This is a genomic window from Moorena sp. SIO3H5 (genome assembly GCF_010692395.1).
Taxonomy (GTDB): Bacteria; Cyanobacteriota; Cyanobacteriia; order Cyanobacteriales; family Coleofasciculaceae; genus Moorena.
The window spans coordinates 1-20515 of sequence record NZ_JAAHHS010000002.1 but is presented as its reverse complement, the minus strand read 5'-3'; the positions used below and the strand labels follow the sequence as shown (position 1 = coordinate 20515).

Genomic DNA, 20515 nt, shown 5'->3' with positions numbered 1-20515 from the left:
AGTTTAAGGGATTAGCTAGCACACTAATCCCCCTTTGATATAGCAATTCTCAGCAACCTTTGAGGGAATACTATAAACACACAACCTCAACAAAATAACCAACATTAAAGCCAAATGTGGCAAACCGTAAAACAACAGATTCAACAGTGGGGAACAGTCCTCTTAATCGCGCCGAGTATAGCAGGATTGGTGATTTTAGGAAGCAATGCTGGACTGTTTCGGATGCTGGAATGGGCAAGCCAAGACCAATTATTTCGGCTGCGTCCAAAAGAATCTGTTGACGAGCGCATTGTCCTGGTCACCATTGATGAACCCGATATAAAATATGTTAAGCAATGGCCAATGTCAGATCGGGTTATGGCTCAGCTAATTCGGAATATCAAAGCCCAGCAACCAAGAGCGATTGGAATTGATATTTATCGAGACCTAGTGGTTGAACCTGGACATGATGAACTGGTAGAAGTTTTCAACTCTACCCCAAATGTGATCGGAATTGAGAAAATTGCTGGTAACCCCATTGCAGCGCCACCAGTGCTGGATAAATTGAGTCAGGTAGCAGCTAACGACGTACTCATCGATGGGGATAGCAAAATCCGGCGAGGGATCATTCTCCTGGGCAAACCTGATGGTAGCCGTAGGCAAGGATTTGGTGTCAAATTAGCGCTAATGTATTTGGCACAAGAAGGTATTAAACTTGAATCTATCAATCCCGACAAAAAGATATACGGTTTAGGTAAAGCCAAGTTTGTCCCCCTCTCCAGTAATGATGGAGAGTACAGCAAAGCAGAGATGGGAGGATACCAAATCTTATTGAACTATCGGGGCGGTGAAGAAAGCTTTTTGACTATCTCCATGAGTGATGTTCTCGACAATCGCATTCCCCCAAATTTGATGAGCGATCGCATTGTCTTGTTGGGTGCAAAAGCCCCAAGTCTCAATGACAATCACCTCACTCCCTACAATAGTACCTTACTAACTCCCACTGAATTAATACCAGGTATAGCAATTCACGCCAATATCAGCAGCCAGATTTTGAGTGCAGCTAATGAAGGTCGTCCCATGCTTCGAGCATCAGTAAAATCCCTTAATTGGCTCTGGATTGTGTTCTGGTCTGGATATAGTGCTACCCTTGGAGCCATGTATGTCCGTAGGCGATGGGTAACTGGAGTTGGCACCCTTATAGCCGGAGTTATCATTGTTACCAGTTCCTATATTGCCTTTTTATCTGGCTGGTTGATTCCCATATTTACACCCTTGTTTACCGTTGTCAGTGCTGCAGTTGTCAGTATTAGTACCACACTTTGGAACAACCTCAAACAGTCCTATCGGGAATTAGAAAAACAACATAAACTATTGCAAGAAGCTCACCTGCAATTAGAAAAAACCAATACGTCCTATAGCAGATTTGTTCCCTTTGAATATCTTAACTTTCTTCAAAAAGAAACTATTCTTGATGTAGATCTTGGCAACCACGTCAGTAAAGAAATGGCGGTCATGTTCTCCGATATTCGGTCTTTCACTACCCTTTCAGAAACCATGACCCCGAAGGAAAACTTCGACTTTGTTAATGCTTACCTCAAGCGTGTCAGTCCCGAGATTCGCAATCAAAACGGCTTTATCGTCAAGTTTCTCGGAGATGGTATAATGGCTGTTTTCCCTGATGGCACCGATGAGGCAGTAGCAGCGGGAATTGCCAAGCAAATCAGAGTGGAAGAATACAATCACAGGCGTATTGCCAAAGGCTATCTACCAATTAAAGTAGGCATTGGCATTCATGTGGGTCAGATGATGGTGGGAATGGTAGGAGAGACATTTCGGATGCAAGGGGATGCTTTTTCTGATAATGTAAACTTAACTGCTCGTTTAGAAGGGTTAACTAAGTTTTATGGCGTGTCTTTGTTAATCTCCGAGCAAGCTTTAGAGCAATTGAGTAATCCTAATCACTACCAGATTCGGTTTCTTGATCGAGCAATTGTTAAAGGAAAAAATGAACCAATTGCTGTTTATGAAGTCTTGGAAGGAGAGCCTGAAGAAGTCAGGGAATTAAAGTTAACAACCCAGTCAGAGTTTGAGCTAGCTATAGAGTACTACCGAACTCAAGAATTTGATAAGGCTAAAGCGTGTTTTAATCAAGTGTTAGCTGTCAATTCTAACGATAAGACAGCATTATTGTATGTAGAGCGAATTAATCAATTAATGGTGCAAGGGGTACCCCAGAATTGGGATGGGGTGTGGCGGTTTACCCAGAAATAGCAAGGGTGCATCTGATATTTGTAACAAAGAAAGGGAAGTGTTGGAAGTGTTGGAAGTGTTGGAAGTGTTGGAATTTTATTAGAATTTTTGCCTAATTGCAAAAGCGATACAGCGCGATGCACCCAAACTTAGAAACCAAGCTGTCAAATCATTACCAAGAAACCTGTCAAATCCCAAATATCGATTGAAGGTGTTGACGAATTTGATTGGTGCCAGTTTCTTTTTCCTCTTTTGTGTCACCTACCGTTATTCCTAATTGCTTTAGGGTCTCCTTACGTTTGAATAATTCTTCGGAAATTTGATCAGCTAAGTCTTTGTGCTTTTCCAAAAGACTCTTTAAATTTTCCTGGTCTACCACAAACAAAATCGTGTCTTCTAGGGTGCGAAGGGTAGCCGTACGGGGGGTACCCAGAAGCAAGGACATTTCTCCAATAAATTCCCCTGGCTTGCGGATGGCGACCCGTTTTCCCATCGATTCCACAAAAACTTCAACTAAGCCAGATAAAATGATATAAAATGAATCCCCTGGGTCGTTTTCTTCACAGATTACATCCCCTGCTTTGAGCATTTGACGATATCCTTGCTGAATTATATGTCGCAGCTCGCTATCGGTACACTTTTCAAAGTAAGTCACCTGCCGCAAGAGATCCCGGAGGGTCAATTTTCCTCTAGAGTTTGTTTTTACTTTGTTTTTTTGGGTAGTGGCTACAGCTTTATTAGAGAGGGATTCTTGTTGAGAATATGAGCCGTTATTACCACTAGTTTGTTGAGGTGTTTGTTGAGGTTTTTGTACCAGAAATTCTAAGTCCTTCAGATTTCGGATATACAGGTCTCTCTGAGGCTCGGCATGCTCGATTCCCTGCTCACGAAGTTGCTCTTCTATCAGATAATACAAACTACTCTGAATTGATTCCATATTTGGTGGATTGTCGATCCATACTAAGAGTTCAAAATCCATGCCGTCTCCAAACCCTTTAAAATATACTTCAGGAGGAGGAGATGCTAAAACTTCTGGCTCTTTGCGAGCCGCTTCTAACAGTACCTCTGTGACGATGACTGGATCGCTTTCATCGGGAACGTCAACAGGAATTCTGATCCGAGCTCTGGGATCTTGATAACTCCAGTTAACCACATTGTTTTCTAGGAAACTAGTATTCGGAACAATAACAAACACCCCATCATTGGTGCGGATAGTGGTGGAACGAATCGAGATTTTTTCTACAGTTCCTGACAGGTCATCAACTTTGACATAGTCTCCTACCTTAATTGGTTTTTCAAACAGAATCGCCAGACCACTGATAAAGTTGGCGGTTAAATTCTGAAGTCCGAAGCCTAAACCAATACCCATTGCCCCTGCAAAAACAGTTAGGGAACTGAGGTTAATCCCAGCCGTTTGCAGAACAATCAAAAATCCTATGACAGTTAGAACATAGCCGATCAGGGAGGACAATGCTTCGCGAGTCCCACGATCTAACCCCAAGCGAGTTAGCACCCGACGCTTAATCAAGTCCTGCAGTTTACGAGCTATATATAAAGTAATGATAGCCATTACTATGAGTTGGACTATCATAATCAGAGACAGCTCTTGGGTGCCCAGCTGAAACAGCTTGGTGGTAAAGACTTTCGAGACGATGTTCCAGACTTTGCTCAGCCATTCAAAAATCACAGCCATAATTCAGTTATTTATTACTCAATCAAATTGTCACCATGCAGCGGTCAGCTAATGCGCTACGCGCACGCTACGCGAACAACTGTTAAGTTTAATATAATTAAACCACTGAAGAGCTAATTTATAAAGTAAATATTAAGAGCTCAAATCCCTTGACAGATATGGATTTCAGGTAAGATGGGGCGAACTACACCCTTCGCGTAGCGTGGCCATTCGCGCAGCGTGGCCCAAAGGCCAAGGCCTTATTCCTGAAAGCATTACATCGCAATGGTTATAGCTGCTAGCTAGAAGAGTGAACTAAGAGTGAACGTCTTGGATACTCAGTAGATCCCGTGTAGAAGGCTAGGGTCAATCTGCTTGCTCCAAGTCCAACGAAGCCACTTGTGCAAAAGCCGGTCTAGCCTCTGGCGAGATGGATCAAATTGATCTGTAGCCCTAATTTCCCGAAAAGGTGCGCTTTCCTATGGCGAATTAAATTACGGGGTCGCACCTCTTGGTATTAGTCTGGTTGAGTTCACATTTATTTCACTTTAATTTCATATTTTTATGAAAAAAATATGATTATCATCACATTTTGACCTCACGGGGTGACAACAAAGCTCAAACCTAGATAGGTGTTAGGTTAATGGTTTTAGGTGTTGGGTAAAATGAGCGCATCGGAGTCTTTGTATTTGCCAGCAATTGAAGCACTTTTAACAAGACTTCGTCAATGATAGTTTTAATCAATCCATCCCGCTTGGGCAATCTTCACGCTTCACCTAACCCCATTAACAAACACCCCTGTAAGATTTTAAAGAGCGCTTGTCACCCCCTGAGCATTTTGACCATTACTTGACATTTGCTTCATAATCTAGTTAATAAAAGCTAATTAGGGGTTTGAGCACTCAGAAATTTAGAGGCTAAATGATGTTAAATATCGTTATAGCGTTTCTCATAGCTATGAGATACACATTATTTTTTCCCTGTTCCCTGTTCCCTGTTCCCTGTTCCCTGTTCCCTAAAACCTAAAACCTAAAACCTAAAACCTAAAACCTAAAACCTAAAACCTAAAACCTAAAACCTAAAAATTTTTACCTCATGGGTATAAGACTTGCTATATATCAATTCCCACTAATTTTCCCACGAATTAACCGATGTTAATGTTGATTTTTTATGTAGGAAATGACCTTTATGCCCTGGATAGTTCTCAGGTCCTGGAGGTAATTCCCAGAGTCAACCTCCGAAAAATACACCAAGCTCCTGACTATGTGGCTGGTTTGTTTAACTACCGAGGTGCAATTGTGCCAGTTATTGATCTGTGCCATTTAATTCAAGGTACTCCCAGCCGCTCCCACTTAAGCACGCGGATTATAATGGTCAATTATGTTGCCAAAAATAATACTCATTACTGCATCGGTTTGATGTCAGAAAGAATCACAGAAACCTTAAACAAACCAGATACTGAGTGGGTCGATGCCGGAGTAAAAATAAATGACGCTCCTTATTTAGGAGAAATGATTATGGATGAAAAAGGCATGATCCAACGAATTCGGCTAGAGTATTTGTTATCGGAGTCCCAACAGATATACTTATTACCTGGAGCAGAAAATTAAAAACTACCAACTAACTAACAACTAACTAACTAACTAATAGTAATGATTCAGGCGACTATTGAGGCTTTGCTAAGAAAGAAAATCGGTTTGGATGGCAGTACTATTGGTTCTAGGCAGATTGCTAGAGCGATAGAAACCAGACGATGGGCTTGTGGCTTACCGGATCAGCAAACGTATCTGCAACAACTGCAAACCTCAGCTCAAGAACTCGAAGCACTGATTGAAACGGTCGTTGTCTTAGAGACTTGGTTTTTCCGGGACAGAAAACCCTTTGGGTTTCTGAGTCGTTACGTCATATCTGAGTGGTTGCCCAACCCCAACTACCCCATCCTGCGGGTGTTAAGTATACCCTGTTCTACAGGAGAAGAACCTTACTCCATTGCTATGACCTTGCTGGATGCGGGTTTGACTCCTAATCAGTTTCGGGTCGATGCTATTGATATCAGCAAGGAAGCATTGCACAAAGCTCGACGTGCTCTCTACAGCAGGAATTCCTTTCGGGGGAACCAACTACAGCAACAAAAACGCTATTTTAAGCAAACAGCAGATGGTTATGAATTATGTCCGTTGGTGCGCAATACCGTTAATTTCAAGCATGGTAATATCCTAGACCCCTTGGGCTTGGCTCAGAGCAACTATGACATTATATTTTGCCGCAATTTATTGATTTATTTGGATAAATCTTCCCGGTTCCGTGCTATACAACTCTTAGATCGGTTATTAATGCCTAAAGGTTTGCTGTTTGTGGGGTCTGCTGAAACAGGAGTAATAACTACCAATCGATTTGTGTCAGTTCGCTATCCCTTTGCTTTTGCCTATCAGAAGGTGAAAGATCTTAGACAACCCCAGACCAGGGACTCTCCACAGGGGCGCAGGAGAAATTGGGAAACCTCATCGTCACTCCCGAGTCATAAGTCCCCAGTGACGCTGATCCATTCTCTGTATCCAATACAAGGGCAAAACCAGGACCAGGAGCAAGACCAGGAATACCAAACAAGATCATCTTCCCCCTCTGCCCTTGTTAATCGACAGTCTAAAGGAATCAAACAATCCTGCTTACAAAGGGAGCTTGAAAAGGGACAAGAATCCTTGCTTGAAAAAGCCAGGAGATTAGCCAATCAAGGAAGTTTGGAGGAAGCGGTGACACTGTGCCAAACTTACCTAAGTCAAAATTTGACTAGTGCTGAGGCTTATGTGTTACTCGGAGAAGTCCATCAGGCCTTGGACAATGACGAGCAGGCTGAGCAATGCTTTCAGAAAGCAGTTTACCTGAAACCGAATTCCTACGAAGCACTCTTTCATCTGGCTTTACTTCAAGAAAATCGTGGGGATCTGGCTAAAGCTACGGTAATCCGACAGCGAATTCAACGACTACAAAACTTAAAAAGTTAATAGCAACAGGGGCTACTTGGAATTAAATGAAAATTGCAACTAAACTACTAGGTCTACTAATCTTCTCTAGTTTGACCATACTTTTAGGGGGGGGAATTAGCTGGATAGGACTGTCAAAGTTAGCAAATGAAATCGGTAAGATAGCTGAAGAAGATCTTCCCCTTATCCAGCACATGACGGAAATGCAAGAAAGTCAACTTGCTCAGAGGGTTAATTTTGAACGAGCCTTTCGATTTAATTACCGATATGCAGAAAGCGCTACTGCTAGAAATACATTTGGTGAAGCCAGAGCCGAGTTCAACCGAAGGAATGGATTAGTAGAGGAGGCTCTTAGAAAAGTTGATAACATTCTCCAACGTGAAATAAAAAAAGCCTTAAGTGAACAGGAAAAAAACTACTGGTCAGATTTTCAATCTGAATTAGAGTTATATAAAATAATGCATAAACGTTATGGTGATAAATCTGAAGAAGCGTTCAGTTTAGTTGTTGAAAATCAACCCGATAAAGCGGAATTTGCTGCAGAACGGATGCAAAATTCCGCAGAAGAACTGAAAGCAGAAATGAGGAGTCTCTTGCGGCGAGCTATTACATTATCTCAAAACTCAGCTAATCTTGCGAAAGAAGATCAAAAACGTACCATCAACATCGTACTGATTGCTTTTATTTTAATCATTGGGGCGACTCTAGGGTTTGGAAATTTTGTCACCCGCGATATTGTTAATTCGTTAAACAAAGCAGTAGATATAGCAGAAGAAGTTTCGGCTGGTAATCTGAGTACCAAGGTGGAAATTACCTCAACGGATGAGATTGGACAATTACTGGAATCTCTGAAAAAGATGACTGAAAACCTCAATTCATTGATCTATAAGGTGCAACAGTCTGGTATCCAAATGACTAGCTCCACCACCCAAATTGCTGCCTCTGGTAAGCAATTAGAAGCAACCATGACCGAACAATTAGCCTCCACCAACGAGGTGACAAGCACAGCTCAAGAAATTGCCAATACCTCTGGGGAATTAGTTAAAACTATGGAGCAAGTCGCTCAGCTGTCTCAAATTACTGCTGATAGCGCTAGCCATGGTCAACAAGACCTGATGCGTATGGAAAGTACCATGCGTCACTTAGCCAATGCTACTAGTTCTATTTCTGCCAAACTGGGAGTGATGAATGAAAAAGCCAATAATATCAGTAGTGTTGTCACCACTATTACTAAAGTAGCCGATCAGACTAATTTACTATCCCTCAACGCTGCCATTGAAGCGGAGAAAGCAGGAGAGTATGGGGCTGGTTTTGCGGTTGTGGCTCGGGAAATTCGGCGGCTAGCTGACCAAACGGCAGTGGCTACCCTAGAAATTGAGACCATGGTAAAAGAGATGCAATCAGCGGTGTCAACTGGGGTGATGGAAATGGATAAATTTAGCAAGGATGTCAGTACTAGTGTCGAAAATGTCGGCAATATTAGTGAACAAATTGCTAAAGTAATTGAGCAAGTTCAGAGCCTGACTCCCCGGTTTGAGATGGTGAATCAAAGTGTGGAAGACCAATCAAAAAGTGCTCAACAAATTAGCGAGGCGATGGTTCAATTAAGCGAAGCCTCACAACAAACGGCTGACTCTCTAAGAGATACGAATAATGCTCTGGAACGATTGGATGATACTGCCCAAGGATTACAAACAGAAGTTTCGGTGTTTCAAGTTTAGACGTAAGCCGTAAGCCGTCAGCCTTCAGCCTTCAGCTTTTTAATCACGGAAAACTTACGAAAAAGGCTCTGGAGACGAAGATCTAAGTAGTTCTGGACAACCGTAAAGATGCTGATCGCTGATAGTTTAAGAATAGCGATCGCATAGGATATAGGATATAGTGGTTTGGCACCCGCGCTAATTACAATAACAACAAGTAGTCAGTATCCTAACTTATAGCGTTTATCATAGCTATGAGGTACACATTATTTTTTAAATCTTCCCACTTCCGACTTCCCTTACCCTCCTGGTAGGGCTTAGGGGTGGGTTCCTGCTCCCTGCTCCCTGCTCCCTACTCCCTAAACCCCAGAGATTTGTACCTCATGGGTATAATAATTGCCATCACTGAACCTACACGTAAACCGCTATATGTTAATCAAGCAAATTTCCAATCAGTTAAAGCTTCTGAGTCTAATTATTTTATCTCTATTGTTATCTCTATTGCTTGTTTTGGGATCAGGTTTCTCAGGGAAGAGCCAAGAGGATGATATTGTGTTGGGAATGTCTGCTGCATTTACAGGAGCATCTAGAAGTTTAGGCATTGAATTGTATAGAGGTTCAATGGCTTATATAGAAGATATTAATCGCCAAGGCGGTATCAATGGCAAACAAATTGTGATTCAGGCCTATGATGATGGATACAATCCCACTAGGGCGATTAAAAACACCATTAAGTTGATTGAAAATGATGATGTATTTTTACTCTTTGATTATGTCGGCACTCCCACGGTGACTAGAGTCCTGCCACTGCTCAAAAACTATATTGAAAGACAAACCTATCTCTTCTTTCCGTTTACAGGGGCTCAACCCCAAAGAGAAACACCTTACGAGCAATTTGCTTTTAATCTTAGAGCTTCTTACCGTCAGGAAACCGAAGGATTAGTTGATAACTTTGTCAAAATTAATAGACGAAGAATTGCGGTATTTTATCAGATTGATGCCTATGGTAGAAGTGGATGGGATGGTGTGAGGAGAGCCTTGGCTAAGTATGGTCTCACTATGGTTGGGGAAGCCACCTATCGTCGAGGAACCTCCTATTCCCAGAGCCTAAAACGTCAGGTAAATATTCTCAGAGCTGCCAATCCCGACGCTGTGATTTCCATTGGCTCCTATGGGGCTTGTGCAGGATTTATTCGAGATGCTAGGGATGCTGGCTGGAATGTGCCGATTGCTAATATCTCGTTTGTGGGGAGCGAGAGTTTGCTGAATTTGTTGCTAGAAACTGGTGTTAAAACTGGTATAGATTATACTACAAATTTGATTAATTCGCAAGTGGTACCCAGTTACAATGACACCTCCCTAGCTGCTGTAAGTGACTATCGAGCATTGATGGATCAATATAACCCGATGCCTCCGAGGAATTTCAGCTCGGCAGGATACAAACCCCTTAGGTATAGCTTTGTTAGTCTGGAAGGGTTTCTGAATGCCAAACTCCTAGTTGTGATTCTACAAATGATGGGGGATAAGGTTGAAAAAGCTCGGCTCAGACAGGCGCTTGAGAAGGTCAAAAACCTTGACCTAGGGATTAATGCGCCAGTCTCATTTAGTGCTTTTAGAAATCAGGGACTCAATAATGTCTATTACACTACTGTTGAGCAAGGTCAATTTGTACCGCTAGACAGCTGGCAGAGGTTGGCAAAATGAAGATTTCAAAGCTATTTCAAAAAACTCTGATTGGAGAAATAATTCTGTTTGGATTCGTTATCCTGACCACATCTACCTTATCTGGCTGGACTCTACACAAAAACCTGACTAGTGAGTATAAAAGCAAAGGGACTGCGATCGCAAAAAGTTTAGCTAAGTCTAGCCTCGATCTACTCCTATACAGAGATGCCTCAACCCTTCAGGCAGCCATAGACCAGTTTATTGAGATTAAGGGGGTTGCTTATGCCTTTATTGTGGCTGAGAATGGGGAAATCGTTGCCCATACCTTTGTTCCCACCATCCCTAAGGAAGTCAGGAAGATCGGCTTGGGGAAATACCGAGCTACTAAGTCTGTCAGCGAACAGATAGAATTCAAGGATCTAGCCATTCAGGGGATGGGGACTTTCACCGATATATCTGCACCGATTCTAGCTGGGGTAGCTGGATATGTCCATGTGGGAATGGATCGAGAAATTATCACTGCTCAACTTCGCACGGCTATTCTAAATCAGATCTACATCGTATCGTTGATTTTTCTAGCCAGCATTGCCGTGGCTTACTTACTGGTTAACAAAATTTCTCACCAGCTTACGCAACTTTCAAACTATGCCAAACAAGTCTCTAGTGGAGATTTGACTCCCCAAGTGGAAATCCCTGCTAAAAATGAGGATGAGATCGGGGATTTACTGGCATCCATCGGTACCATGACCCAAAATTTGAGTTCTTTAATTGGTAAAGTCCAGCAGTCTGGTATCCAGATTACCGCCTCAACCACCCAAATTGCTGCTGCAGGTCAACAACTACAGGCAACCATCACCAAACAGGTCGCATCCACTAACCAGGTTGTCGCCACAACCCAACAGATTGCAGCTACCTCATCGGAATTGGTTATAACCATGAAAGAAGTAGCTAGTGTCTCCGAACAAACGGCTGTTGCCGCTGACAACAGCCAATCCAACATCCGCCACATGGAAACCACCATGGGTGTATTAACTGAAGCCACTGTTGCCATTACCGCTAAACTAGGGGTAATTCATGACAAAGCTGATACCATCAATAGTGTTGTCAGCACGATTACCAAAGTAGCGGATCAGACCAATTTACTATCTCTCAACGCTGCCATTGAAGCAGAGAAAGCGGGAGAGTATGGGGCTGGGTTTGGCGTTGTTGCTCGGGAAATTCGTCGGCTGGCTGACCAGACTGCAGTGGCTACCTTGGAAATTGAGACCATGGTCAAAGAAATGCAATCCGCTGTAGCCACTGGGGTAATGGCAATGGATAAGTTTAAGCAACAAGTAAGTACTAGTGTAGACGATGTGGGCAATATCAGTGAGCAAATCGCTGAAGTGATCCTGCAAGTGAAGACAATTACCCCTCGCTTTGAGCTGGTGAGTCAACGGATGGAGGAGCAAGCTGAAAGCGCACAGGAAATCAGAGTAGCCATAGAACACTTAAGTGAATGCTCCCAGCACACCTCTGACTCCTTACGGGATACTAATAGTGCTTTAGAACAATTAGATGATGCTGCCCAAGGATTAAAATCAGAAATTTCAGTTTTTAAAGTCTATCAGTAATATCATCTTCGGTTGAACACTTATAAATATTAGGTAATAGGTAATAGGGAACAGGGAACAGGGAACAGGGGATGATAATGGAGATTACCTACGAGAAGGAAGCTATGTTTTTTTATAACTGATTATCTGAACATACTAGAATAGTAATTTTATTGATTATTGAAAGATATAGCGATTTGCAGATAAGTTAATTATGAAAATGGGGCAAAAAAGATAAAGTCCACTTTTTAGCAAGAATAAATAACTTAGGTTGGATGCCAACTACTCTATTCCCTATTCCCTATTCCCTATTCCCTATTCCCTATTCCCTATTCCCTATTCCCTATTCCCTGTTCCCTATTCCCTGTTCCCTGTTCCCTGTTCCCTGTTCCCTAAAATCCAGACATTGTGTACCTCAAAAGTCGTAGAATTTCTATATGTACTTAACCAAGTCGCAAACCGCTATAAATGCACATAATTTTACCAATAAAATCCGAAAATTTATGTCGGCATTCTAATTATTAGATTACTACTTAATACCTAATCCCTAATCACGATGAAGATTCAAACAAAACTTATAGGCTTGCTAAGCTTTTGTGGTTGTATTGTGTTGCTGAGTGTTGCTATCAATTGGATCGGACTGTCAAAGTTATCAGCCGACATCGCTGAGATGACTGAACAGGATCACATGAATTCTGAGCATATGATAGACCATATGCAAGAGATGCAGACTCTACATCGAAACAGTCAAACCCTAATCAATATTGTCTTAACTGTTTGTATGATCAGCATTGTGACAGCTGTAATTCTAGGGATAGTTATCATCCGTGATATTGTCAACTCTTTAAACAAAGCAGTCGCCATAGCCAAAGAGATATCCGCTGGTAATCTCACACCCCAAGTAGAGTTCACCTCTGATGATGAGATTGGTCAGTTACTGAAAACCCTCAAATTCATGACCATAAACCTTAATTCAGTTATGTCTAAAGTGCAGCAGTCTGGTTTCCAAATTACTAGATCAACCAAACAGATGGCTGCCTCTGGCAAGCAATTAGAAGCAACAGTAACTGAACAGCTAGCCTCGACTAACCAAGTGACAGTAACTGCCCAAACAATTGCAGCAACTTCTGAGGAATTAGTTAAAACTATGGATCAAGTTGCTCAGCTATCTCACCGTACTGCTCACGGGGCTAGCCAAAGTCAAAAAGACTTAGAACAGATGGAGAAAAGTATGCGTCTGTTGATAGAAGCTACCAAATCTATTTCCCAACAATTGGGGGTGATGAGTGAAAAAGCTAATAACATTAATAGCGTGGTAACCACCATTACTAAGGTAGCAGATCAGACGAATTTACTATCCCTTAACGCTGCTATTGAAGCGGAGAAAGCGGGAGAGTATGGCGCTGGATTTGCAGTTGTTGCTCGGGAAATTCGTCGGCTGGCTGACCAAACGGCAGTAGCAACCTTAGAAATTGAACAGATGATTAACCAGATGCAATCTGCTGTATCTACTGGGGTTATGAAAATGGATAAATTTAGCAAAGACGTGGGGAATAGTGTCGAAAATGTGGGTAATATTAGTGAGCAAATTGCCCAGGTGATTCAGGAGGTACAAAGCCTCACACCACAGTTTGAAGTGGTCAGTCAAAGCATGGAAGAGCAATCCCTAGGAGCACAGCAAATTAGCGAAGCGATGGCTCAACTGAGTGCTGCATCCCAACAAACTGTATACTCTCTTAAGGATACGAATACTGCTTTGGAACAATTGGAGACTACAGCACAAAGCTTCCAGAGTGATATTGTCAAGTTGAAATTACCTAACCAATAAATTATGAAGTATTAAGGATTAAATTGGAATTTACTAAAGGGAACAGGGAGCAGGGAGTAGGGAGTAGGGAGTAGGGAGTAGGGAGTAGGGAGTAGGGAGTAGGGAAAATAGTTTTTAAAGTTTTAAACTATCATTAGTTACCTAAAAAAAATATTTTTAAACAAACCAAAACTAATATAATGCAATATAAAACAAGTAATAAACCAATTTTTAACGATTGTTGGAACCAAATCGGAGTGACAGGCGATCGCTCCTGCTCAGAATTAAAAACCTTTATTCATTGCCGCAACTGTCCGGTTTACTCTTTAGCAGGGCGCGGCTTGCTTGAACGTGAACCGCCTCCAGGTTACATTAATGAATGGACTAACTTACTGGTTTCCCAATCTGTGCCGCAAGGTGAAAGTACTCTGACACAACTAGGGGAAACCATATCCGTAATTATCTTTCGGCTAGGAGTAGAATGGTTGGCATTGTCTGCAAAGTTATTCAAAGAAGTCACCCAGCCTTGTGTTATTCACACTATCCCCCACCGCAGCAATGAGATATTACTGGGAATCGTGAACATTCGTGGGGAAATCCTGATGTGCGTTTCCCTCAGCCATCTCCTTGGTTTGGAAGATAATCCTGCTAACTCAGATTCCGAGCAATCCAAAATCCAACAGCCCTTAACTATAAAATCCAAAACCAATGTGAGTAGTGTGATGTATCAACGGATGGTGGTTGTGGAAATTGAGGGCAACCGATGGGTTTTTCCTGTTGATGAAATTTTTACTGTTCAACGGTTTCATGCTAATGAATTACTCGATGCACCAGCGGTTATTTCCAACGCTACATATACTTATACAAAATGGATAATTAACTGGCAAGATAAAAAGGTGAATTACTTGGACGATGAGTTATTGTTTTACACTCTAAATCGTAAGATTACGTAACCCGATGGGGTGATGGGTGGAAAGTGCTACCGTAAGCATTCAGCCGTCAGCTATCAGCTATCAGCTATCAGCTATCAGCTATCAGCTATCAGTTATCAGTTATCAGTTATCAGTTATCAGTTATCAGTCCTCAGCAAAATGTCTGTGGCCACGCTACTTGAGGTGGGAACAGCTTTTGAATAAAATAAACTGACGGCTGACCGCTGACCGCTGACCGCTGAATGCTTACAAAAGATCATCAATCTAAACTCTAAACTCTAAAATCCTATGACAGACAGCGGACAAGATATGAGCAATTTCTCCATGTTGGATTTATTCCGCATGGAGGTGGAAAGCCAAGCAGCGATATTAAATGACAAGTTATTGGCTCTGGAAAGTAATCCTTCCTCCAGCCAAGAATTGGAATCCCTAATGCGTGCTGCCCATTCCATTAAAGGTGCTGCCCGGATTGTCCAAATTGATGCTGCTGTTAACATCGCTCATACCATGGAGGATTGCTTTGTGGCAGCTATGAATAAAACCATTACCCTCAAGGCAGATCACATTGATGTCTTGCTGCAAGGTGTCGATTTCCTCCAACAAATTAGCCAAGTTGGTGAAATGAATTTAGACCTATGGCTGTCTGAACATGGGCAAGCCATTGAACATCAGAGTATTGCGATCGCAAAAATTCTGGCACCGGAATCTGCACCCTCCTCCCCACAGCAGCCATCTCCATCTCCTCCCCCTAATGCCTCTGAGCCACAGAAGTCGGAAAAACTAAGCGCTATAGATTATCCTTCCGAAGTTTCCACTCTTGATAGTACGAATACAGCCATAGAGACTCAAGAGCAAACTGTTGATCAGCAAAATCTTGATCAGGTAGTAACTCACCAGGCTCAAACCGATTCTCCCCCTCAAGTACCTAGTCAGGAATCTGACAACACCACGATAGAGATTGAAAGTCAAACCTTGGAGCAGGCTGTTAGCCACAAGGCTCAAACGGAAGTGGCTGCCAAAGAAAATCAATCCTCATCTACTCCAGGAAATGATTTAACCAAGCAACCATTGATTGCTTTGGATAGTGCCAAAAAGCCGGAAGCTAAAGAGAGAGTTGTGCGAGTCAGTGCTGAAAACTTAAATAGCTTAATGGGTTTAGCCGGTGAATCCTTAGTGGAGGCGAATTGGCTACAACCATTTGCTGATTCTTTGATGACTCTCAAGAAACATCAAATGGAATTATCGAATATCCTGGAAAAATTACAGGATTATTTAGCAATATCCCAGGTGAATCAAGTGGGGTATGAATATCTTAAAGTTGCTCGACAAAAGGAACAGGAATGTCGGGAAATTTTGGGCGATCGCATGAGTGAACTAGAACTGTATGCACGTCGCACTGCTAATCTTTCGGATCGTCTTTACCGAGAAGTGATTGCGTCTCACATGCGTCCTTTTGCTGATGGGGTACAGAGTTTTCCTCGGATGATTCGGGATATAGCCAGAAAGCTGAATAAACAAGTTAAATTAGAAATTATCGGCAAATCTACCGCAGTAGATCGAGATATTTTACAGAAACTAGAAGCACCACTAACTCATATTTTGCGTAACTCTGTAGACCATGGTATTGAAGCTCCCCAAGAGCGTGTAGCAATGGGGAAACCAGCCCAAGGTACCGTGCGACTGGAAGCCCTTCATCGTGGTGGGATGTTATCGATTACTGTTGCTGACGATGGCAAAGGCATAGATCCAGAGAAATTGCGGGAAAAAATTGTCCGCCAAAAAATGATCACCCCAGACATTGCAAGGCAGCTGGCTGAACATGAGCTGATGGAGTTTCTATTTTTGCCGGGATTTTCTACCGCTAAGCAGGTAACCGAAATTTCTGGTCGTGGCGTTGGTTTAGATATTGCCAAGACTATGTCACAACAGGTAGGTGGCACCCTGCGAGCTACCTCTAAACTAGGGCAAGGAACGAGTTTCCACTTCCAATTGCCTTTGACTCTATCAGTTATTCGTACCCTATTAGTGGATATATATGGTGAACCTTATGCGTTCCCTTTAGCACGAATTGACAAAATTGTAATGGTAGATAAAACCGAAATTTCTGTAGTAGAAAAGCGGCAATATTTTACCCTTAATGATGAAAACATTGGACTGGTAGCTGCCCATCAAGTGTTGGAATTAGATGACTCTTATATCACATCTAAAACCCTACCAGTGGTGATCATCAGTGACCAATCGAACCGTTTTGGATTAGTAGTTGATAAATTTTTAGGTGAACGGGATTTGGTGGTTCGACCATTAGATCCGAGGCTGGGCAAAGTTCAGGATATCAGTGCTGCTGCTTTGATGGGAGACGGTTCCCCAATTCTAATTTTGGATGTGTCAGATTTAGTGCGCTCCATTGATAACCTACTCAATAGCCGCGAGTTGAGCCCAGTCAGTGGTCATACTGATGATACTTATATCCAACAGCCGAAACGAATTCTAGTAGTTGATGATTCCATTACCGTGCGGCAAATGGAACGTAAGTTACTGGAAAACCAAGGTTATGAGGTGGAAGTAGCTGTTAATGGCATGGATGGTTGGAACGCTGTTCGCACCAACCCTTATGATTTAGTGATCAGTGATATTGATATGCCCCGCATGAACGGCATTGAGCTAGTCAGCCATATTAAAACCCATGATAAATTAAAATCAATCCCTGTGATTATTATTTCCTATAAAGACCGGGAACAAGACCGTATTCAAGGTTTGGAAGCTGGCGCAGATTATTATCTAACCAAGAGTAGTTTCCATGATGATTCGTTGTTGAATGCGGTGATTGACTTAATTGGGGAGTAGGGATTATTCATTGGTTAGTTTGGATGGCTTCCTTGTTACTTTTAAATAGTAAAGTTTGAAGCCAAGCTTATGAATTAGTAAGGTGGACTTAACCAATTACTAAAATAGAGTATACCGTTAATCATACTTATGTTGATCATACTTATGAAGTACACCCTACTCCCTACTCCCTACACCCTACACCCTACACCCTACACCCTACTCCCTACTCCCTTATAAAAAAGTAATCAGCATTTTTATGACATGAAAATAGCAATTGTTAATGATTCAATGATGGCAGTAGAGACTCTGCGTCGTGTCTTGATGGCGGTTCCAGACTATAAAGTAGCTTGGGTTGCTAGTGATGGTGCCGAAGCTATTACCAAATGTGCCAAAGACCTCCCAGATTTAATTTTGATGAATTTGACCATGCCAGTAATAGATGGGGTTGAGGCAACTCGCCAGATCATGAAACATTCTCCCTGTGCGATTTTAGTGATAACCGCTAGCATCCAGCAGAATTCATCTAAAGTATTTGAAGCCCTTCGATATGGAGCCTTAGATGCTGTCAGCCTGCCAGTGTTGGGCACTCGCGGTAACCCAGACGCTGCCCAAGAACTACTTACTAAAATTGCTACCATTGGTAAACTGATTGGAAAATCCACCCGAAATTCAAAATCCCCAGCCCGAAATTCCCAACTCCATCTTCCGCCCTTAATCGCAATTGGTGCTTCTACTGGAGGACCAAAGGCTCTAGCAACGATTCTCTCGAGGATACCAGCAAGTTTCAGTGCAGCAATTGTGATTGTCCAGCATGTAGATGTGCAGTTTGCTTCAGGTTTAGTGGACTGGTTGAATAATCAGACACCCTTGGTAGTCAAACTAGCGTCTGACGGTAGCCGTCCGGAAGTAGGGAAAGTATTGATTGCTGGAACCAAAGACCACCTGTGTTTAACCTCGAATTTGAGGTTAACTTACACCAGGAAACCGAGTAATTATCCCTACCGCCCCTCCGTGGATGTTTTTTTCAAAAGTGTAGCCGAGTACTGGAAGCGCAAGGGCACGGCTGTATTGTTAACTGGCATGGGTAGAGATGGAGCGGAAGGGCTAAAACTGTTGCGCTCTAAAGGTTGGCATACGATTGCCCAAGATAAAAGCACTTGCGTGGTTTATGGGATGCCGAAAGCAGCAGCAGAGTTGAAGGCGGCGGTGGAAATTTTGCCCCTAGACGCGATCGCACCTGCCCTAATCAAGGGATTAGCTTTTAAGCCTTAGCTAAATTTATATAGCTCAATTCGAATATTACTTTTATTGCAGAACACTGCTCCCTTATAATAATTACTAACAATATCTGACTATTAATAACCATTGGCATGACATAGTTTTCCCAGTTTCCCATAGTATTGAACAAAATTTGATAAACTGCTAAAAGAATTAGCGTTTTCCATTGGTTTTTATCTATGCTGTACCTGAGCTGATTTATAGCCAAAGCTTGACAAGGACATTACAAATAAAATGGTGATTCAAGAGCCAATTAAAGTCCTACTTATTGATGATCAGCCCATGATCGGCGAAGCCATCCGCCGCATGTTAGCTCCGGAAAAGGATATTATCTTCCGCTATTGTCAGGATCCAACTGAAACCTTAAAAGTAGCTAAGGAGTACCAACCAACGGTCATTCTACAAGATTTGGTCATGCCGGAGATAGATGGCTTGTTGTTAGTGCGTTTTCTGCGCTCTAAAGATTCCCCGACTAGACCTATTCCCCTGATTGTACTCTCAAGTAAAGAAGAACCAGTAATTAAAGCTAAAGCCTTTGGATTTGGAGCAAATGATTACTTAGTAAAACTGCCAGATCGGGTAGAACTAATTGCTCGTATTCGTTACCATTCCAAAGCCTATCTGAACTTTCTGAAACGAACCGAAGCTGAAGAGCGTCTTAAAGCTGAAAATCTGCGCCAGTCAAAGTATATAAAACAGGTAGAAAAGGTGACAGTAGCAGCCGCTGCTGTGGAAAATGATACATTTGAGCCAGAAAGTCTGGAGGAAGTAGCCGCTCGGAGCGACGAGTTAGGACGACTAGCACGAGTTTTCCGACACATGGTTCAAACTGTAAAAGCCCGTGAGCAAGAATTGACTCAAGCCAATGAAACTCTGGAAACCCTAAAAAATTCCTTTGCTCGGTTTTTCCCATTTGAATATCTTAATTTTCTGCACAAGGAAAATGTAATTCATGTCCAGTTAGGAGACCACGTTAGTAAAGAAATGGCGGTGATGTTCAGTGATATTCGCTCCTTCACTAGCATTTCTGAGAGTATGACACCAAAGGAAAACTTTGACTTCGTCAATGCCTATCTTAAACGTGTGAGTCCTGAGATTCGCAATCACGATGGCTTTATTGTCAAATTTCTAGGGGATGGCATGATGGCAGTTTTCCCTGATGGCGCTGATGATGCTGTCTGTGCTGGAATTGCCAAGCTCAAAAAAGTCCACCAATACAATCAAAAGCGCGAAGCCAAGGGTTATTTACCGATTCAAGTAGGGATTGGCATCCACTATGGTCACATGATGGTGGGGATGGTTGGAGAAACATTCCGAATGCAGGGGGATGCTTTTTCTGATAATGTTAACTTGACCGCTCGTTTGGAAGGCTTGACCAAGTTCTATGGGGTTTCTTTATTAATTTCTCAGCAAATCTTAGAGAAATTGAGCAATCGGAATCACTATCAAATTCGGTTTCTAGATCGAGCAATTGTTAAAGGTAGAAATGAAGCCCTTGCCATCTATGAAGTGCTTGATGGTGAGACTGAGGAAGTTAGGGCATTTAAGTTAAAAACACAACTCGAATTTGAAAAAGGTTTAGAATGTTATCGCACTCAAGGATTTGACAAGGCTTTAAAGTATTTTAATCACGTGTTAATGGTGAATCCTTTGGATAAGACCGCTGCCTTATATGTGGAACGAATTAACCAGTTGATGGCTCAAGGGGTGCCACAGAATTGGGATGGAGTTTGGCGGTTTACCAAGAAGTAAGCTATCTGGGTTAATGGCAGTAGGGAGTAGGGAGTAGGGAGTAGGGAGTAGGGAGTAGGGAGTAGGGAGTAGGGAGTA

13 protein-coding genes are annotated in these 20515 nt (G+C 42.3%); 12 read left to right on the top strand and 1 reads right to left on the bottom strand.

Annotated elements, in window-relative coordinates; translation table 11 throughout:
• Positions 1-114 precede the first annotated feature (114 nt).
• The gene (locus F6K52_RS00690; RefSeq protein ID WP_293072608.1) at positions 115-2253 is read left to right on the top strand and encodes a CHASE2 domain-containing protein; all 2139 of its coding nucleotides are present in this window, start codon (positions 115-117) and stop codon (positions 2251-2253) included.
• Between the two features lie 166 nt (positions 2254-2419).
• Here F6K52_RS00690 and F6K52_RS00685 read toward each other — a convergent pair whose 3' ends face one another.
• Positions 2420-3925 carry a mechanosensitive ion channel domain-containing protein gene (locus tag F6K52_RS00685; protein WP_293072606.1) on the bottom strand — a complete coding sequence of 502 codons (1506 nt, stop codon included), beginning with the start codon at positions 3923-3925 and terminating at the stop codon, positions 2420-2422.
• 1136 nt (positions 3926-5061) lie between these two features.
• On the opposite strand from F6K52_RS00685, the gene F6K52_RS00680 reads away from it, so the two are divergent.
• The 11 genes from F6K52_RS00680 (at position 5062) to F6K52_RS00630 (ending at position 20437) form a co-directional block, all read left to right on the top strand.
• Complete coding sequence (locus F6K52_RS00680; protein WP_293072604.1) at positions 5062-5514, top strand: chemotaxis protein CheW; 453 nt, start codon at positions 5062-5064, stop codon at positions 5512-5514.
• Between the two features lie 42 nt (positions 5515-5556).
• Positions 5557-6906: a CheR family methyltransferase gene (locus tag F6K52_RS00675; protein WP_293072602.1), complete on the top strand. Its 1350-nt coding sequence runs from the start codon at positions 5557-5559 to the stop codon at positions 6904-6906.
• 26 nt (positions 6907-6932) lie between these two features.
• The gene (locus F6K52_RS00670; RefSeq protein ID WP_293072600.1) at positions 6933-8606 is read left to right on the top strand and encodes a methyl-accepting chemotaxis protein; all 1674 of its coding nucleotides are present in this window, start codon (positions 6933-6935) and stop codon (positions 8604-8606) included.
• A gap of 408 nt (positions 8607-9014) precedes the next feature.
• Complete coding sequence (locus tag F6K52_RS00665) at positions 9015-10289, top strand: ABC transporter substrate-binding protein (protein WP_293072598.1); 1275 nt, start codon at positions 9015-9017, stop codon at positions 10287-10289.
• Positions 10286-11863, top strand: coding sequence for a methyl-accepting chemotaxis protein (locus tag F6K52_RS00660; RefSeq protein WP_293072596.1), 1578 nt, complete (start codon positions 10286-10288; stop codon positions 11861-11863). Before F6K52_RS00665 ends, F6K52_RS00660 begins: the two co-directional genes overlap by 4 nt.
• Positions 11864-12117: 254 nt before the next feature.
• Entirely contained in the window at positions 12118-12270 is a 153-nt protein-coding gene (locus F6K52_RS00655; protein WP_293072594.1) for a hypothetical protein, read from the top strand.
• A 128-nt stretch (positions 12271-12398) separates the two neighbouring features.
• Positions 12399-13670 (top strand): methyl-accepting chemotaxis protein, encoded by a 1272-nt coding sequence (locus tag F6K52_RS00650; RefSeq protein WP_293072592.1) that lies wholly within the window; start codon positions 12399-12401, stop codon positions 13668-13670.
• Positions 13671-13849: 179 nt separating this feature from the next.
• On the top strand, positions 13850-14602 hold the full coding sequence (locus F6K52_RS00645) for a chemotaxis protein CheW (RefSeq protein ID WP_293072590.1): 753 nt from the start codon (positions 13850-13852) through the stop codon (positions 14600-14602).
• A 267-nt stretch (positions 14603-14869) separates the two neighbouring features.
• Positions 14870-17425, top strand: coding sequence for a hybrid sensor histidine kinase/response regulator (locus F6K52_RS00640; RefSeq protein ID WP_293072589.1), 2556 nt, complete (start codon positions 14870-14872; stop codon positions 17423-17425).
• Positions 17426-17668: 243 nt separating this feature from the next.
• Positions 17669-18679 (top strand): chemotaxis response regulator protein-glutamate methylesterase, encoded by a 1011-nt coding sequence (locus F6K52_RS00635; protein WP_293072587.1) that lies wholly within the window; start codon positions 17669-17671, stop codon positions 18677-18679.
• Between the two features lie 240 nt (positions 18680-18919).
• The gene (locus F6K52_RS00630) at positions 18920-20437 is read left to right on the top strand and encodes an adenylate/guanylate cyclase domain-containing protein (RefSeq protein ID WP_293072585.1); all 1518 of its coding nucleotides are present in this window, start codon (positions 18920-18922) and stop codon (positions 20435-20437) included.
• Positions 20438-20515 lie beyond the last annotated feature (78 nt).

Excerpts from the sequence above, each read along its gene's own strand:
- F6K52_RS00670 (WP_293072600.1), top strand. The coding sequence starts at position 6,933 with ATGAAAATTGCAACTAAACTACTAGGTCTACTAATCTTCTCTAGTTTG.
- F6K52_RS00635 (WP_293072587.1), top strand. The coding sequence starts at position 17,669 with ATGAAAATAGCAATTGTTAATGATTCAATGATGGCAGTAGAGACTCTG.
- F6K52_RS00685 (WP_293072606.1), bottom strand. The coding sequence starts at position 3,925 with ATGGCTGTGATTTTTGAATGGCTGAGCAAAGTCTGGAACATCGTCTCG.
- F6K52_RS00655 (WP_293072594.1), top strand. The coding sequence starts at position 12,118 with ATGCCAACTACTCTATTCCCTATTCCCTATTCCCTATTCCCTATTCCC.
- F6K52_RS00675 (WP_293072602.1), top strand. The coding sequence starts at position 5,557 with ATGATTCAGGCGACTATTGAGGCTTTGCTAAGAAAGAAAATCGGTTTG.
- F6K52_RS00630 (WP_293072585.1), top strand. The coding sequence starts at position 18,920 with ATGGTGATTCAAGAGCCAATTAAAGTCCTACTTATTGATGATCAGCCC.
- F6K52_RS00665 (WP_293072598.1), top strand. The coding sequence starts at position 9,015 with ATGTTAATCAAGCAAATTTCCAATCAGTTAAAGCTTCTGAGTCTAATT.
- F6K52_RS00690 (WP_293072608.1), top strand. The coding sequence starts at position 115 with ATGTGGCAAACCGTAAAACAACAGATTCAACAGTGGGGAACAGTCCTC.
- F6K52_RS00645 (WP_293072590.1), top strand. The coding sequence starts at position 13,850 with ATGCAATATAAAACAAGTAATAAACCAATTTTTAACGATTGTTGGAAC.
- F6K52_RS00650 (WP_293072592.1), top strand. The coding sequence starts at position 12,399 with ATGAAGATTCAAACAAAACTTATAGGCTTGCTAAGCTTTTGTGGTTGT.
- F6K52_RS00680 (WP_293072604.1), top strand. The coding sequence starts at position 5,062 with ATGTTGATTTTTTATGTAGGAAATGACCTTTATGCCCTGGATAGTTCT.
- F6K52_RS00660 (WP_293072596.1), top strand. The coding sequence starts at position 10,286 with ATGAAGATTTCAAAGCTATTTCAAAAAACTCTGATTGGAGAAATAATT.
- F6K52_RS00640 (WP_293072589.1), top strand. The coding sequence starts at position 14,870 with ATGACAGACAGCGGACAAGATATGAGCAATTTCTCCATGTTGGATTTA.